Origin of the sequence: Nocardia bovistercoris (assembly GCF_015674855.1) — a bacterium.
GTDB classification, from domain to species: Bacteria; Actinomycetota; Actinomycetes; order Mycobacteriales; family Mycobacteriaceae; genus Nocardia; species Nocardia bovistercoris.
This window is the reverse complement of sequence record NZ_JADMLG010000001.1, coordinates 123346-137518: the sequence shown is the minus strand read 5'-3', so window position 1 is coordinate 137518 and position 14173 is coordinate 123346. Positions and strand designations below refer to the sequence as shown.

12 protein-coding genes are annotated in these 14173 nt (G+C 70.0%); 4 read left to right on the top strand and 8 right to left on the bottom strand.

Annotated elements, in window-relative coordinates:
• Positions 1 to 51: 51 nt before the first annotated feature.
• The 8 genes from IT779_RS00630 to IT779_RS00595 all read right to left on the bottom strand — a co-directional run bounded on the left by IT779_RS00630 (position 52) and on the right by IT779_RS00595 (position 9594).
• On the bottom strand, positions 52 to 2172 hold the full coding sequence (locus IT779_RS00630) for an MMPL family transporter (RefSeq protein ID WP_332838593.1): 2121 nt from the start codon (positions 2170 to 2172) through the stop codon (positions 52 to 54).
• Complete coding sequence (locus IT779_RS00625) at positions 2169 to 3389, bottom strand: peptide synthetase (protein WP_196147155.1); 1221 nt, start codon at positions 3387 to 3389, stop codon at positions 2169 to 2171. Before IT779_RS00625 ends, IT779_RS00630 begins: the two co-directional genes overlap by 4 nt.
• Positions 3390 to 3401: 12 nt before the next feature.
• A complete protein-coding gene (locus IT779_RS00620; RefSeq protein WP_196147154.1) occupies positions 3402 to 4445 on the bottom strand; it encodes an NAD-dependent epimerase/dehydratase family protein in 1044 nt (347 codons plus the stop codon).
• Positions 4442 to 4720: a hypothetical protein gene (locus IT779_RS00615; RefSeq protein WP_196147153.1), complete on the bottom strand. Its 279-nt coding sequence runs from the start codon at positions 4718 to 4720 to the stop codon at positions 4442 to 4444. Before IT779_RS00615 ends, IT779_RS00620 begins: the two co-directional genes overlap by 4 nt.
• Entirely contained in the window at positions 4717 to 6486 is a 1770-nt protein-coding gene (locus tag IT779_RS00610) for a fatty acid CoA ligase family protein (RefSeq protein WP_196147152.1), read from the bottom strand. Before IT779_RS00610 ends, IT779_RS00615 begins: the two co-directional genes overlap by 4 nt.
• Positions 6483 to 7382: a hypothetical protein gene (locus IT779_RS00605; RefSeq protein WP_196147151.1), complete on the bottom strand. Its 900-nt coding sequence runs from the start codon at positions 7380 to 7382 to the stop codon at positions 6483 to 6485. Before IT779_RS00605 ends, IT779_RS00610 begins: the two co-directional genes overlap by 4 nt.
• An 11-nt stretch (positions 7383 to 7393) precedes the next feature.
• Positions 7394 to 8443, bottom strand: coding sequence for a 3-oxoacyl-ACP synthase III family protein (locus tag IT779_RS00600; RefSeq protein ID WP_196147150.1), 1050 nt, complete (start codon positions 8441 to 8443; stop codon positions 7394 to 7396).
• A 482-nt stretch (positions 8444 to 8925) separates the two neighbouring features.
• Positions 8926 to 9594 (bottom strand): TetR/AcrR family transcriptional regulator, encoded by a 669-nt coding sequence (locus tag IT779_RS00595; RefSeq protein WP_196147149.1) that lies wholly within the window; start codon positions 9592 to 9594, stop codon positions 8926 to 8928.
• Between the two features lie 111 nt (positions 9595 to 9705).
• On the opposite strand from IT779_RS00595, the gene IT779_RS00590 reads away from it, so the two are divergent.
• The 4 genes from IT779_RS00590 to IT779_RS00575 are packed head-to-tail and all read left to right on the top strand — an operon-like array spanning position 9706 to position 14111.
• Positions 9706 to 10581: a metal-dependent hydrolase gene (locus IT779_RS00590; RefSeq protein WP_196147148.1), complete on the top strand. Its 876-nt coding sequence runs from the start codon at positions 9706 to 9708 to the stop codon at positions 10579 to 10581.
• Positions 10578 to 11636 carry a PDR/VanB family oxidoreductase gene (locus IT779_RS00585; protein ID WP_196147147.1) on the top strand — a complete coding sequence of 353 codons (1059 nt, stop codon included), beginning with the start codon at positions 10578 to 10580 and terminating at the stop codon, positions 11634 to 11636. Before IT779_RS00590 ends, IT779_RS00585 begins: the two co-directional genes overlap by 4 nt.
• A 34-nt stretch (positions 11637 to 11670) precedes the next feature.
• A complete protein-coding gene (locus IT779_RS00580) occupies positions 11671 to 13155 on the top strand; it encodes a flavin-containing monooxygenase (protein ID WP_196147146.1) in 1485 nt (494 codons plus the stop codon).
• Positions 13152 to 14111, top strand: a complete 960-nt coding sequence (locus IT779_RS00575) for a short-chain dehydrogenase/reductase (protein WP_196147145.1) — start codon at positions 13152 to 13154, stop codon at positions 14109 to 14111. Before IT779_RS00580 ends, IT779_RS00575 begins: the two co-directional genes overlap by 4 nt.
• The last annotated feature ends 62 nt before the right edge of the window (positions 14112 to 14173 follow it).

The following is a 14173-nucleotide window of genomic DNA, read 5'->3' as shown; positions in this document are numbered from 1 at the left end:
CGGTTCCATCGAATCACAGATGTGTCCGGATATGTCGCGGGAGGCGGTGTCTCAGCGCGGGGCCGGGGCGGTCTCGGCGGTCTCGCGTTCGGGGGACGCGATGGCGGTGCGGCGGACCGGTTTCCACCAGTTCGCCGGGCCCATGAGCTGGACCAGGGCGGGTACGAGCAGCATGCGGACCAGGGTGGCGTCGACCACGAGGGCGACGATCATGCCGAGACCGAGGAATCGCATGGGGGTGAGCGGTGACAGGGTGAAGGCGCCGGTGACGAGGACGAGCAGGATCGCGGCGGCGGTGATGACGCGGGCGGTGCGCACGGTGCCGAGCCGGACGGCTTCGGCGGTGTCGGCGCCCGCGTCGTGGGCTTCGACCATGCGCGAGAGCAGGAACACCTCGTAGTCGGTGGACAGTCCGAAGACCACGGCGACGATGAGCACGAGCATGCCCGCCGCGATCGGGCCCGCGCTCACGCCGAGCGCGCCCGCCAGGTGGCCGTCGGAGAAGATCCAGGTGAGCACGCCGAAGGTCGCGGCGAGGCTGAGGAAGGCCATGGCGACGGCCTTGAGCGGCAGGACGATGGAGCGGAACGCCGCGGACAGCAGCAGGACGGTCGCGGTCACCATGGTCAGGATCATGAGCGGCATCCGGTCCACGATGGAGTCCACGCTGTCCAGGGTCGCCGCGGTGTCGCCGCCGACGGCGATGGCGGTTCCCTCGGGCGGGTCGAGCGCCCGGATGTCGCGCACGATCCGCCCCGCGGCTTCGCTGCGGTCGGTGGCGCTGAGGAAGGCGTGCAGGACGACGATGTCGTCGGCGCGCCCCACCTGCACGACCTCGTCCACGCCTGCGACGGCGCCGACGGCGTCGAGGGTCCTGGCGAGGGCGGCGGCCTGCGGCGGCGTGCCGTCCTCGCCGCGCAGCACCGCGGTGACCCCGCTGCTCGCGGCGGGGAAGTCGGTGGTGAGCCGCTCCACGGTCTGCCGCATGGGATTGTCGGCGGGCAGCGCACGGTGGTCGATGTCGCCGAGCCGGATGCCGAGCAGCGGAGTGGCCAGCGCGAGCAGTATCGCGGCGACCGCGACGGTGACGATGCCTGGGCGGCGCAGCACGGCCGTCACCACGCGATCCCAGAAGCGTTCGGTGCCCGTCGATGTCCGCGCGCGTCCGATGCGCGCACCGAACAGCACGAGCAGGGCGGGCAGCACCGTCAGCGACAGCAGCGCCGCCAGCGCCACCGCGACCACCGCGCCGAAGCCGAGGGAACGCAGCACCGCCTGCGGATAGACGTAAGTGCCCGCGAACGCGCAGATCAGCAGCAGCGCGGAGAACGCGACGGTGCGGCCCGCGCTGAACATGGTCCTGGTGACCGCCGCGGGCACGTCGCCGCTCGCCCGGTACTCCTCGCGGAATCGGTTGACCAGGAACAGCCCGTAGTCGATCGCCATGCCGAGTCCGAGCAGGGAGGCGATATTGACCGCGAAGGTGCTGACCGAGGTGAATTCGGTGAGCAGCCGCAACGCGCCGAGCGCGCCGAGCACCGCGAGCGCGCCGACCGCGACGGGCAGCGCGGCCGCGGCGATGCCGCCGAACACCACGACGAGCACGATCAGGGTCAGCGGCAGCGAAATCGATTCGGCCCGAACCAGATCGTGCTGGGACTGGCGGGTGATCTCGGTGGATACCGCGCTGTAGCCGGAGAATTCGGTGTCGACGCCGGGGACGCGCAGCGCGGCTTCGAGCGGAGGGTAGGCGGCGATGCGCTGATCGGCGTCACCCGCGGCGAAGACGGCGGCGACGGCCGTGCGTCCGTCTGGAGAGCGCAGGTAGCGATCACGCAGGGGGCCGCTGTTCCAATAGGTTTCGACGGGTCGTTGCAGCAGCGCCGGATCGACGCGGGCGACGGCTTCGGCGACGCGCGGGCCGATGTCTTCGAGCGTGGCGCCGTCGGGGGCGGTGTAGAGAGCGACGACGTCGGGCGTCTGCGCGCCGAAATACTTTTCGACGAGCCGGTCCACATCGGCCGACTCGCTGTGCGGGTCGGTGAAGCCTGCCGCGCTGACCCGTTCGGTGACATCGGCGCCGAACAGCCCGAGCAGCAGCATGATTCCGGTGACGACGGCGAGGACGATCCCGGGCCGGGTGACGACCGCGCGGGCGAGGACGGCCGTCACGGGCCGTCCGTTCCGCGACCGACCGAGGATGCCGTCGCCTCGTGTCGCGCGGCGTCCTGCTCCAATTCCGCGGCGATCAGGTCGAGCAGCGAGTCGAGTCGCGCTCGCACGCCATCGCCGTTGCGCACCGACACCCCGAGTTCGGTGCGGCCACCGGATTCGAGCACCGTGAACAGCAGCGGCATGGCGACGCTGTGCTGCGGAAGCATGAATATCGAGGTGGGCCGGAATTCGGGGCAGGCGAGTTCGTCGAGGTCGAAACGCCCCATGTGGGAGACGGTGGCCGAGGCCAGATTCCGTCCGAACCGCGCACCGAGTCCGTTGAGCGCGCGCAACAGCACGCGATTGGCCGATTCGGGAATGTCGGTGAGCCTGGTGGCCGCCATCTGGTTCAGTTCGTGCCGCCCGCGCAGCCCCGATTTCATCTGCTCCTTGACCGCCACCCAGTCCAGGCCCGGCGGGATGTCGAGGAACAGCGGCAGCGCGAGATTCGCGGTCGAGCGCAGCGCCGGATCGTGGCGGCGCAGGTCGACCGGGATCATGACGCGCGTGGTACCCGCCGTGCGCGCGGCGAGCAGCGCCGAGATCTTGGCCACCGGATTGCTGACGGTCGCGTCGACGGTCCGGCGCCGCAGCAGATGCCGCGGCGCGCCCGTCCGCTGCCGACCCGCGCCGACCGCGCTGCGGAAGCGGGGGACCATGAGCGCGGGCAGGCCCGGTGCGCCGAGGCGGCGCACCAGTTCCCGATCCGCCACCGGATCGGGATGTCCAACGGGGTCGTGCCCGCGCAGCACCCGGAAGATGTCGCGCATCCACAGCACCATGCCCATGCCGTCCATGACGCCGTGGAAGACCCGCAGCACCACGGTGACCGGATCGCCGGTGAGCAGCATGACCTCGACGGTGGTGTCCGGTTCGAGAGGGGCGGTGATGATCGGATCGGCCTCGAGGTCGATTCGGCTCAGCGTATGGCCTTGCACAACAATCACTCTCGGTGCGCGGCCACTGTCGACCCAGTGCGCGCCCGAGCGCACGAGCCGCGCGCCGGGGGAGGCGGCGGAGGCGACCTCGACCGCGTGCCGCAGCCGCGCCGGATCGAGCGCGCCGTCGCCCGGCAGCGCCAACTGCATGAGGAACGGCGGCGCGACCTGCCGCATCGGGTGGTACATGCGTTCGGTCGGCGATATCGCGCGCCGAAAAACGGTGTCGTTGCCCATATCTGCCTCCGGTCAGCGCAGGTTCTTCGTGAGTTCGACGATCCCGCCCTGATCGGCCAGCCACCTCAGGAACTCGGCGAGTCCGGTGGCCCGGTCGATGATCGGCCGGTAGCCGAAATCCCGTGTGGCAGCCGAGGTGTCGTAGGTGGCGCTGCGAGTCATCAGTGCGACGGCGTAGCGCGACAGCGGCGGCGACCACCGGACGGCGACGGCCGGGATACGCCACACCGCCTCGACCACGGCGACGACGGCGGCCAGCACCCGCGGATCGGGTCGCCGGGTCGGCGGCGGGTAGCCGAGGTCGGCGGCGACCTGCGCGAGGAACCGCCACACGTCGGTGCGTTCGGCGTCGGCGACGAAATACGCCTTGCCGCCAACGGATTCCGACGCCGCCGCCTGCACGCAGGCGTCCACGATATTGTCCACGTGGCACAGCGACGCGTAGATGTCGCGCCCGTAGGACAGGTCGGGCAGGCTGCCCGCCGCGGTCCGGCCGAGCAGCCGCACGATCGGCCCCGACCGGTCGCCCGCACCCCAGATGGCGCGCGGACGCAGAGCGCAGGTGGTGAATTCGGGGGAGTTCGCGGCCAGCACCGCGCGTTCGGCCTCGGCCTTGGTCCGCGAGTACAGGTTCAGGTAGCGGCGCGGATAGGGCAGCGACTCGTCCACGTCGAGCAGGTCGCCGCCGTCTCGGTCCATCAGCGCGCTGGGACTGGAGATGAAGACGAAGCGCCGCGCGCCGTGCTCGCGCGCCGAGGACAGCAGTCGCGCGGTGGCGTCCACGTTCTCCCGCTGGAACTGCGCCTTCGTCCCGCGCTCGTCCACCCGCGCGGCCGAATGGAACACCGCCTCGACCCCGCGGGTCGCCGCGACCAGCGACTCCGGGTCGCCGAGATCGCCGTAGACGGGCCGGACCCGCTCGCGGGCGCCGCCGAGGTCGGACAGGTCGCTGGTCGGCCGCACCAGCACCGATACGTCGTAGGCCCCCTCGGCGACCAGCCGACGCACCAGCGCGCCGCCCAGGAACCCGGAGGCGCCGGTGACCAGGACCTTCATCCTCGGACCTCCTCGGTCGCCCAGTACGTCAGGCCGAATATCTGGGTGAGCACGGCGATTTCGAACGCGGTGCGATCCGATCCGCGCCCGGCCCGCAGCGCGGCCGGAATCTGGGCGGCGTGCACCACGATGCTGAGGAACAGATCCGCCCACCACAGCACGCGCGGCAGTCGGGCCAGCGGTGCGCGGCCCGCCGCGGCGGCGAGCGCACCCGCACCGAGATACAGCCAGCCGAGCACCGGAATCGCGCGCAGCGCGACAACCCGCGCGGTCATCGGGCCCCGCCCCCGAGTCGGCGCTCGGCCCACCGCGCGAGCTGTTCGCGCCCGATCTTGGCGTTGTGCCGGATGTCGACCGGGAATCCGGGGTGCACGAGGAAATCCGTGATCCCCGAGGTCAGCGGGTACTGCGCACCGCGGGTCCGCAGTCGCGGCAGGGTCGCGTGCGCATCGGCGTCGGGGTCGAGTTCCACGCACAGGACCGGCCGCTGCGCATCGCGCGGCCCGACACCGACCAGCGCGGTGCGCGCGACGCCGGGCACCGGATTGAAGATCTGCTCCACCTGCACCGTGAACATCGGCCCGGCCGCGGTGCGCACGCGCTGACTCTTACGCCCGCAGAACCAGATCCGCTCCCGCTCGTCGATCCACGCGAGATCACCGGTGCGGTGCCAGACGACCGTGCCGTCCACGATCTTGCCCGCCGCGTCGGCGCCGGCGGGCCAGAAGTAGTGGGTGCTCACATTGGGACCGGAGACCACGAGTTCACCGATGCCACGGGTACTTTCGAGATCACCGCGGGCGCGTACCGAGTCCCAGGTCGGCAGCGGATCGTCGGTGATCGGCACCAAACGGGCCCGCACCCGGTCGGCGGTGCGCCCGATGCAGGTGCCCTCGCCGTGGTGAGCGCGTTCGGCGAGGCCCGCGAACAGTTCGCGGGACTCGATGGTCGACACCGGAAGCGCCTCGGTGGCGCCGTATCCGGCGAAGATCTCGACATCGTCGGCGAGCTGCTCGCGCAGCCCGGCGACGCACCAGTCGGGCACCGGCGCGCCGCCGGAATAGATGCTGCGCAGCGTCTTCAGCTCGTCGGGCCGCCGTTCCAGTCGGCGCAGCAGCGGGATCAGCAGGGCGGGGGAGGCGAACATGGTCCGCACCCCGAATCGGTTCACCGCGTCGATCACGTGCGCCGGATCGGTCGAGCCGACCTTGCTCGGAATCAGCGGCGGCAGTACGCACCTCGACCCGAGCAGCAGATCCAGGATGCCGACCAGCGGCAGCGTGATCAGCGAGGTGTCGGGCGGCACGTGGCCGCGCGCCGCGTCGACCTGCTCGACCATGGCGGCCAGATTGCCGTGAGTCAGCGCCACGGCCTTGGCCGGACCCGTACTGCCGGTGGTGAATCCGATGACCAAGGTATCCGCGTCGGAGCCCGGCGCGCGATCGGGCGGCGGCGCCGAGGGGGTTCGCCCCCAGTCCACGAGCCGGTCGCCGCCCCAGAACCAGCGCCTGCCCACCGTGACCCGCACGCGCACCCCGTCGAACCCGCGTCGCCACAGCACCCGCAGCGCGTGCGCCTGCGGAATCCCGATGAACGCCTCGGCGCGCACCGCCCGCAGGCAGCGCAGCATCTTGCGCACGCCCATGCCGGGATCGATGACCACCGGGACCGCCCCGATCTTCACCAGCCCGAACAGGATGGCGTAGAGCTCGGGACTCGGTAGCACCAGCACGATGGTGCGGGTCCCCGCGCCGACGCCCGCCGCGGCGAGCCGCTCGGCCACGGTGTCGGACCACGCGTCGAGTTCACGGTAGGTGACGTGGTGGTATTCGGGCATCCCGTCGGAATCGGCGCCGACCGGGTGGATCACCGCCTCCCGATCCGGTTCCGCGCGCGCGATGTCGCGGAACCGGTCGACGGGCCGCCAGTAGCCCGCGGCGACGGGGCGCCCATGGGGTGCGGCGACGGGGCGCCCATGGGGTGCGGCGACGGGGCGCCCATGGGGTGCGGCGACGGGGCGCCCATGGGGTGCGGCGCTCACGCGGAACCTTCGCTCGGCAGGCGATACAGCGCCGCGGCGGCCGACGGCCCGGCGCCCGCCGCGACGAACAATACCCGGTCGAACCCGGTGAGCGTGCCTGCGGTGACCGCGCGGTGGTAGGCCAGCGGCAGCGCGGCGGTGTGCGGATCACCCTCGGGCAGTTCGTGATCGCGCACCGCGTCCTGGTCGAGACCGAGCGCGTCGGCGAGCAGTTTCGGGAACTGCGGTGTCGGCGTCGACGCGATGAGCGCCACCCCGGTCAGGTCCCCGAGTTCGGCCACGGCGGCGCGGGCGGCGTCGAGCGCGACCTCGAGCAGGCGCTGTTCGAAGTCCGGTGCACGCACCACGGTCATGAGCCCGCGCCCGACCGCGCCCATGGTCGCGGTGTCCACATAGGCCTCGACGACCGGCGTACCCGCGCCCGATGCGGTGTGCACGGCGCCGAAGCCCGCATCATCGGCGCGCGCCAGCAGCAGCGCGGCGCCAACGGTGGCGTAGGGGAATTCGGCGGTGGCGGTGGCGGTGGTGAGCGAGGGATGGGTGTCGCCGCTCACCACGAGAACGTGCTCGGCGCTACCGGTGTCCAGGATGGCGGTGGCGACCTGGACAGCGTTGAGCACTCCGACCGCGCCGTTCAGCAGATCGAAGGAGAAGGTGCGCGGATCGTGCTCGGCGTATTCCAGGCCGATGCCCGCCGCCTTCTGGATGAGCGCGGCGACCGCGGGCTCGACGGTGTTGTGGTCGCGGTAGATGCCCGCGTTGATCAGGACGCCGACCCGCTCGGACCCGATTCCGGCCTTCTCCAGACTCTTTCGCGCGGCGCGCGCGCTGTTCTCGACGATGCTCGCGGTGTCGCTCGCGCGACTGATCCCGGTGGCGACGATACGAACGCCCATGGCGGAAACCCCTAAACCTTCAGCGTGGAGATGGTGGTCGAGACGAAGCCGGTGACGATGCCCGACGCGGCGGGAATCATCAGCAGTTTCGAACCCGACGGCAGCTTCTGCTGTTCGAGCTGGTCGTGCAGGACGATGAAATGCGACGTGGTCGAGGTGTTCCCGTACTTCTCGATGACCCGAAGGTCCGGCGGCATCGGCGCCTGGAATTCGCGTTCGCAGATGGCGTTCATCCACGGGATCGCCGCCGCGCCGAACTGGTGGTGGATGACGTAGTCGAAGTTCTCGTCGGAGAAGCTGCGGCCGCGCGCGGCGAGGTAGGAACGCTGCGCGTTGGTGCCGAGCAGGAAGCGGTCCTCGTTGTGCATGCGCCGGTTGTCGGTGTAGAGCGCGATGCCGTTGGACCTGCCGCTCGGCATGCCGAGGCACAGGTTCGAATACTCGGCGGCGGTGAGCATTTCGATGTAGTGGATGCGATCGCCCTCGTCCTCGGATTCGTCGAGGACGACCGCGGCCGCCGAGTCGCCCACCGACAGCGACGCGAATTGCAGGTCGTACTTCTCGGAGATCTCCGACACCGCGGTGTCGGAGATCGGGGTGATGGCCTCACCGCTGACCACGAGTCCGTTGCGGACCGCGCCGGAGCGGATCATGCGGTCGAGAAGATATGTGCCGGTGAGCATTCCGGCGCACGCGTTGGAGACGTCGAAGGTGATGGCCTTGCCCGCGCCGAGTTCGCGGGCGATGCCGGAGGCGAAGGACGGCTCCATGTACATGCGCGTGCCGTGCTTGCTGCGCGTGATGGAGGCCGAGATGATCACGTCGAGGTCGCCTGCGTCATAGCGTGACCTGGACAGACAGTCCCGCGCGGCGTTCACCGCGAGGACGAAGGAATCCTCGTAGCTGTCCGGCCTCGTGTCGTGGACGCGGCGTTCCACGACGCCGGTGATCTTCTCCAGATCGAAGGACGGAGCCTGCGCGAGGCGCGACAGCAACTCCTTGGTTGTGACCACGGTCGAGGGGAGATAGGCACCGATGGATTCGAAACGTGAATGCGACACGTCAGCTCCTGGATTCGCTCTCGGATTTGGTTCCGGATCGCCGCTGATCGTCGGTGGAACGGGACATTACCCGAGAGTAACTATGAATGTGCAAGTGCTATTCGCTGTTCCGGGGCGCGCGAAGCCGCTCTGGGAAGATGTATGTTTCGTGAAGTATCACTAATTAGTTCACGCTAGGCAATAGCTGTCGAGCATGGCCGACGCTCGGGTGTGGCCATGGCGTTTCGGGTCGCGCGCGGGCATTCTCCGGCGTCACTTCGGGGGTGTAGCTAATAGATAGCGAACCATCTGCTCACATGACGCCCTGGGTAAACGGTGAGACCGTGGCGGTGCTGCTTGTGAGTCAGTTCACTGGATGCGCGGTGATCGTGGAAGCCGTGATTCGGGCGAAACGGCCACTGTCAAGGATCAAGGGCGCGAGTAGAATTCGTCGTATCGAATGCCTCGCACCGCGGCTCGCGATCCGAAAACCGCCAGATCGTTCAGGATTCGGTGTCGCCGGGTGTCGAGCGGACCAGCGCGATGCCGATCAGCAGCCGAGCGGCGTGCTCGTCGAATCGCTCGCGCGGCACCGGAATCGAGCCGTCGAGCCACGGCCGGTACAGGTAGGCCAGTGAACCGAAGATGGCGTTGGCGTTGAGCACGCTGTCGAGGTGATCCGGCGTCGGCTGCCGGTAGTCGCCCGCGCCGATCGTCAGAGCGATGGGGGCGGTGAACAATTCGATGAGTTCGTCGGCGCGGGCGGTGAGCGCCGGAGTGGCCTGGGATTCCACGAACATGATCCGGCCGCGGCGGCGGTCCTCGATCAGGTAGTCGGTGAAGGCGGCGACGCAGTGCCGGAACATGGCGTCGCGGTCGACGGGTGCGGTGGTCAGCGCGTCGAGCAGTCGGTCGCGGGCCGCGAGTACCACCGTTTCGAGGACGGTGGCCAGTAGCGCGTCGAGGTTGGGGAAGCTCTCGTAGAAATAGCGCTCGGTGAGCCCGGCCTGGCGGCAGATGCCGCGCATGGAGATCTCGGCCGCGCCGACGGTGCCCATGAGTTCGACGCCCGCGCCGATCAGCTGTTCGCGGCGGGCGGTGATGCGCTGCGCGGGGGCGAGCCCGCGCCAGCGACGCATGCCCGGCGGGGTTGCGTCCGAATCGGCGACCATGCCCCGATCCTCTCATATCGAGAAGTTGACATCAGCTGATGTTGACATCACTTGATTTCATCTTTAGATTCGCGGTATCCGGTTTCAGCGACGAGACGTGAGGACCACGCGATGGTTTCCGCACCGTATGCCGATCAGGCGCACGCCATCCACGCCCGTGATGTCGACTTCGACTTCGACTCGGTGCCCATGCACTACATACCGGGCGAGGTCATGGCCACCCACATCATCAACGTGATGCACCTGGTCCTGCCCGAGGGCGAGCGCGCGATGGCGCGGGCATTGGCCGAGGCATTGCCGCTGATCGCCGACGAACGCCTCGCCGAAGAGGTCCGCGGCTTCATCGGGCAGGAGTCCATGCACGCGAACTCCCACGAACTGGCGCGCAGGCAACTCGAGCGGATCGGGCTCGACGTCGGTCCCATGGTCGAAGCCATGAGCTGGCTCACCGACCGGCTGCTCGGCGACCACGGGCTCACCGGCCGCGCCCGACACGCCTGGCTCTGCGAGCGGCTCGCCCTGTTCGCGGGCATGGAGCACTACACGGCGGTGATCGGCGAGTGGCTGCTCACCAACGACAAGCTCGAGGCCGCGGGCATGCACCCGGCGATGCTGGACCTGATCCGCTGGCACGGCGCCGAAGAGGTGGAACACCGCAGCGTGGTCTACGACGCCTACATGTACGTCGACGGCAGCTACGCCCGCAAGGCCAGGCAGGCGCTGATCGCGAGCGTCGGGCTGCTCGCGCTGTTCGTCGCCTCCGGCGGCTACCTGTTCCACCGCGACCCCGAACCCGACAAGGGCCGGTGGTGGCCGCTGCAACTGGCCGGCGCGTCGGTGCGCGGCGTGGTCCCCAGTTTCACGACCTTCTTCACCGAGATCCCGCGCTACCTGCGCCCCGGATTCCACCCATCCCAGCTGGGACCGATGGACAACGCGCTGCGCTATCTGGCCAAGTCGCCCGCCGCGCGAGGGGAGCAGGCGTGAGCGCGGACTACCGCCCCGGCGCCGGAATCCGCCTGCTCGCCTCCGCCGTCGACGCCTACAAACTGGTCTTCGTCGAGACCGCCGCCGCGCGGGTGCTCTCGCGCCCGCGACCGGTGCGCCGCGCGGGCTACGAACGCACGGTGGTGATCGACCGGATCGAGCCGGAAGCCGAGGGCGTCGTCAGCCTCACCCTGCGTGATCCGGCCTGGGCTCCGCTGCCGAGCTGGCGGCCCGGTGCGCACCTCGATCTCTTCCTGCCCTCGGGGCGGCAGCGTCAGTACTCGCTCGACGGCGATCCCGCCGATCGCGCCCGCTACCGGATCTCGGTGCGGCGCATCGACAACGGCGGCGGCGGATCCCGCGAAGTGCACGACGCGCTGCGCGTGGGGGACCGGCTCCGTATTCGCGGACCGCGCAACGCCTTCCCGTTCATCCGCGCCGAGTCCTACGTATTCGTCGCGGGCGGCATCGGCATCACACCGATCCTGCCGATGGTGGTCGAAGCCGCGCGCTCCGGAGTTCCCTGGCGGCTGGTGTATGTCGGACGCTCCCGGGCGAGCATGCCGTTCCTGACCACCCTCGACGGCCTGCGCGGCGGTGAACTCGTGATCCGCCCCGACGACGAACACGGCCCGGCCGAGCCCGCCGATCTGCTGCAGCGGGCGCCCGCGAACACCGCGGTCTATGTCTGCGGCCCACCGGATCTCATGGACGCGGCCGCCCGCCGCCTGCGCGCCATCGACCCGTCCGCCGCGCTCTACACCGAACGCTTCTCCCCGCCGCCGGTGCGCGACGGCACGGAATTCGACATCCGCCTGCACCGCACCGGACGCACCGTCCGCGTCGGCGCCCGCGAATCGGCGCTGGCCGCCATCCGCCGGGAACTGCCCGGCGTCGCCTACTCGTGTCAGCAGGGATTCTGCGGAACCTGCAGGACCCGGGTCGTCGACGGCGCGGTCGAGCACCGCGACCGGTCGCTGAGCGAGGACGAACGGGCCGATTCGATGCTGACCTGCGTCTCGCGTGCGCGCGGCGACCTCACCCTCGACCTGTAGTCGGTGCCGTCCGCGCCGGAAAGGACTGGCCGACATGGCCGTTGACATTCCCACCCACACCGCCGTTGCCGTGATCGGCGCCGGAATCGCGGGCATCGGGCTCGCCGTGAAACTCCGCGAGGCCGGATTCGAGGATTTCGTGATCCTGGAACGCGCCGAGGATCTCGGCGGCACCTGGCTGGTGAACACCTATCCCGGCGCGGCCTGCGACGTGCCGTCGCACCTGTACTCCTACTCCTTCGCCCCGAATCCGGACTGGTCGCGCACCTATGGCACGCAGCCGGAGATCCTCGCCTATCTGCGCGCGGTGGCCGAAAAGCACGGAGTGCGCGCGCACATGCGTTTCGGCGCCGACCTGGAAGCCGCGCGCTGGGTGGAGTCGGAGCGTCACTGGCGACTGCGCACAAGTCGCGGTGAACTCACCGCGGACGTGCTGATCTCCGCGGTCGGCCCGTTCAGCGAGGCCCAGATCCCGGCGCTGAAGGGGCGCGAGAACTTCGCGGGCGCCCAATTCCATTCGCTGCACTGGGATCACGACCACGACCTGACCGGCGAACGGGTCGCGGTGATCGGCACCGGCGCCTCGGCCGTCCAGTTCATTCCCGAGATCCAGCCGCGGGTCCGCGCGTTGACGGTGTTCCAGCGTTCCGCGCCGTGGATCGTCTCGCGACTGGATCGCACCACCTCCGGCGCCGAGCGCGCCCTCCTGCGCCGTGTACCGGTGCTCGGCAAAGCGATTCGCGGCGCGTTCTATGCGGGCATCGAAGGCTTCGGGCTGGTCGGATTCGTGGACAAGCGCTTCCGGCACCCCTACGAGGCGCTGTCGAAACTGCAACTGCGGCGCCAGGTCCGCGATCCGGAGCTCCGGCGCAAACTGACCCCCGACTACGTGATCGGGTGTAAGCGCGCGATCTTCTCCGACGCCTACTTCCCGGCGCTCACCCAACGCAATGTCGAGGTGGTGACCTCCGGCATCGCCGAGATCCGCCCGCGCTCGATCGTGACCGACGACGGCGTGGAACACCCGGTCGACACCATTATCTGGGGCACCGGATTCGGCGTGCCCGCAGGGGTTTTCGATCGCGTGTACGGGACGGACGGCCGGTCCGTCGCCGAGCACTACCGAAGCCGACCCAGCAGCTACCTGGGCGCCGCCGTCGCCGGTTTCCCCAACTTCTTCTGCACCCTCGGCCCCTTCGGCGCGGCCGGAAACCAGTCCGCGATCTACATGATCGAAGCGCAGCTGCAATACATCGTCGACGCCTTGAAGACCATGCGCGACAAAGAGTTCGGCCGCGTCGAGGTCAAGGTCGAGGTGCAGCGAGCTTTCCTCGACGAGGTCGCCGAACGCAGCCGCGACACCGCGTGGCTCACCGGCGGCTGCCGCAGCTACTACCAGACCCCCGACGGCCACAACGCGGGCCTGTATCCGAACTGGAGTTTCGAATACCGGCGTCGCACCCGGCGTTTCGACGCCGAATCCTACGAACTCGACACCCGTGAAACGAGTGCGCGATGAACCTCGCCGATCTGCCTTCACTGCGCGAACTGCTCCCCGCGCTACCCGCTGCGTTTCGCGGGGCGGACACCCTCGACCCGCGCGGCAAGGTCGTGCTGATCACCGGCGCGGGGGCGGGCATCGGACGCGCGCTCGCCGAGGACATGTCGGCGCGCGGCGCATCGGTGGCCGTCCTCGACATCGACGGGTCCGCAGCCACGGCGACCGCGAACACCTTGGGCGAGAACGCCTTCGCGATACCCGCCGACGTCGCCGACCGCGCCGCCATGCGCGAAGCCGTCGCACGCGTGCATGCCCGATTCGGCCGAATCGACGTCGTCGTCGCCAACGCGGGCGTTGTCCCCGAACCCGCCACCATCGCCACCATGGACCCCGCCGAATTCGATCGCGTCGTCGCCGTCAACCTCGTCGGCGTCTTCAACACCGTCCACCCGGCCCTACCCCACGTCATCGACGCGGGCGGCCACGTGGTCGTGGTCTCCTCGGCCGCCGCCTTCGCCCCCGGCATGGCAGGCTCGCCCTACATGACCACCAAGGCCGCCGTCGAACAGTTCGGCCGCGCACTGCGCGTGGAACTGGCCGCGGTGGGCGCGACCGCGGGCGTCGCCTACTTCGGCATCGTCGACACCGCCATGACCCACGGCACCCTCGACGACGACGAACTGGGCCGTGCGGTAGGCCGATTGCTCCCATGGCCCCTGAACCGCCGCATCACCGCGCGCGAAGCCGCCGCATCGGTGGCCGAAGGCATCGTGCGGCGCGCCCCGCGCACCATCGCCCCCGCCCAGTGGGAGCCCTACGCCCTGCTCCGCGGCGCCATCAACGTCGTCCTCGACGACCGCCTCACCCGCGACCCCGCCGTCCGCGAGGTGATCCACCGCGTCGAAGCCCGCGTCCGCGCCGCGCGAGCGGCGGATCAGCCCCGCGAGCACGGCAGCCAACGCGCCAGAGGGTAGCCCCTCGAAGGCGTGGCTGAGCTGTGCGGTATCGCCCGAGGGCGCTGCGAACGACCGTGCGG

Coding starts and splice junctions, on each gene's coding strand:
- IT779_RS00625 (WP_196147155.1), bottom strand. CDS start 3,389: ATGGGCAACGACACCGTTTTTCGGCGCGCGATATCGCCGACCGAACGC.
- IT779_RS00590 (WP_196147148.1), top strand. CDS start 9,706: ATGGTTTCCGCACCGTATGCCGATCAGGCGCACGCCATCCACGCCCGT.
- IT779_RS00605 (WP_196147151.1), bottom strand. CDS start 7,382: ATGGGCGTTCGTATCGTCGCCACCGGGATCAGTCGCGCGAGCGACACC.
- IT779_RS00620 (WP_196147154.1), bottom strand. CDS start 4,445: ATGAAGGTCCTGGTCACCGGCGCCTCCGGGTTCCTGGGCGGCGCGCTG.
- IT779_RS00575 (WP_196147145.1), top strand. CDS start 13,152: ATGAACCTCGCCGATCTGCCTTCACTGCGCGAACTGCTCCCCGCGCTA.
- IT779_RS00615 (WP_196147153.1), bottom strand. CDS start 4,720: ATGACCGCGCGGGTTGTCGCGCTGCGCGCGATTCCGGTGCTCGGCTGG.
- IT779_RS00580 (WP_196147146.1), top strand. CDS start 11,671: ATGGCCGTTGACATTCCCACCCACACCGCCGTTGCCGTGATCGGCGCC.
- IT779_RS00595 (WP_196147149.1), bottom strand. CDS start 9,594: ATGGTCGCCGATTCGGACGCAACCCCGCCGGGCATGCGTCGCTGGCGC.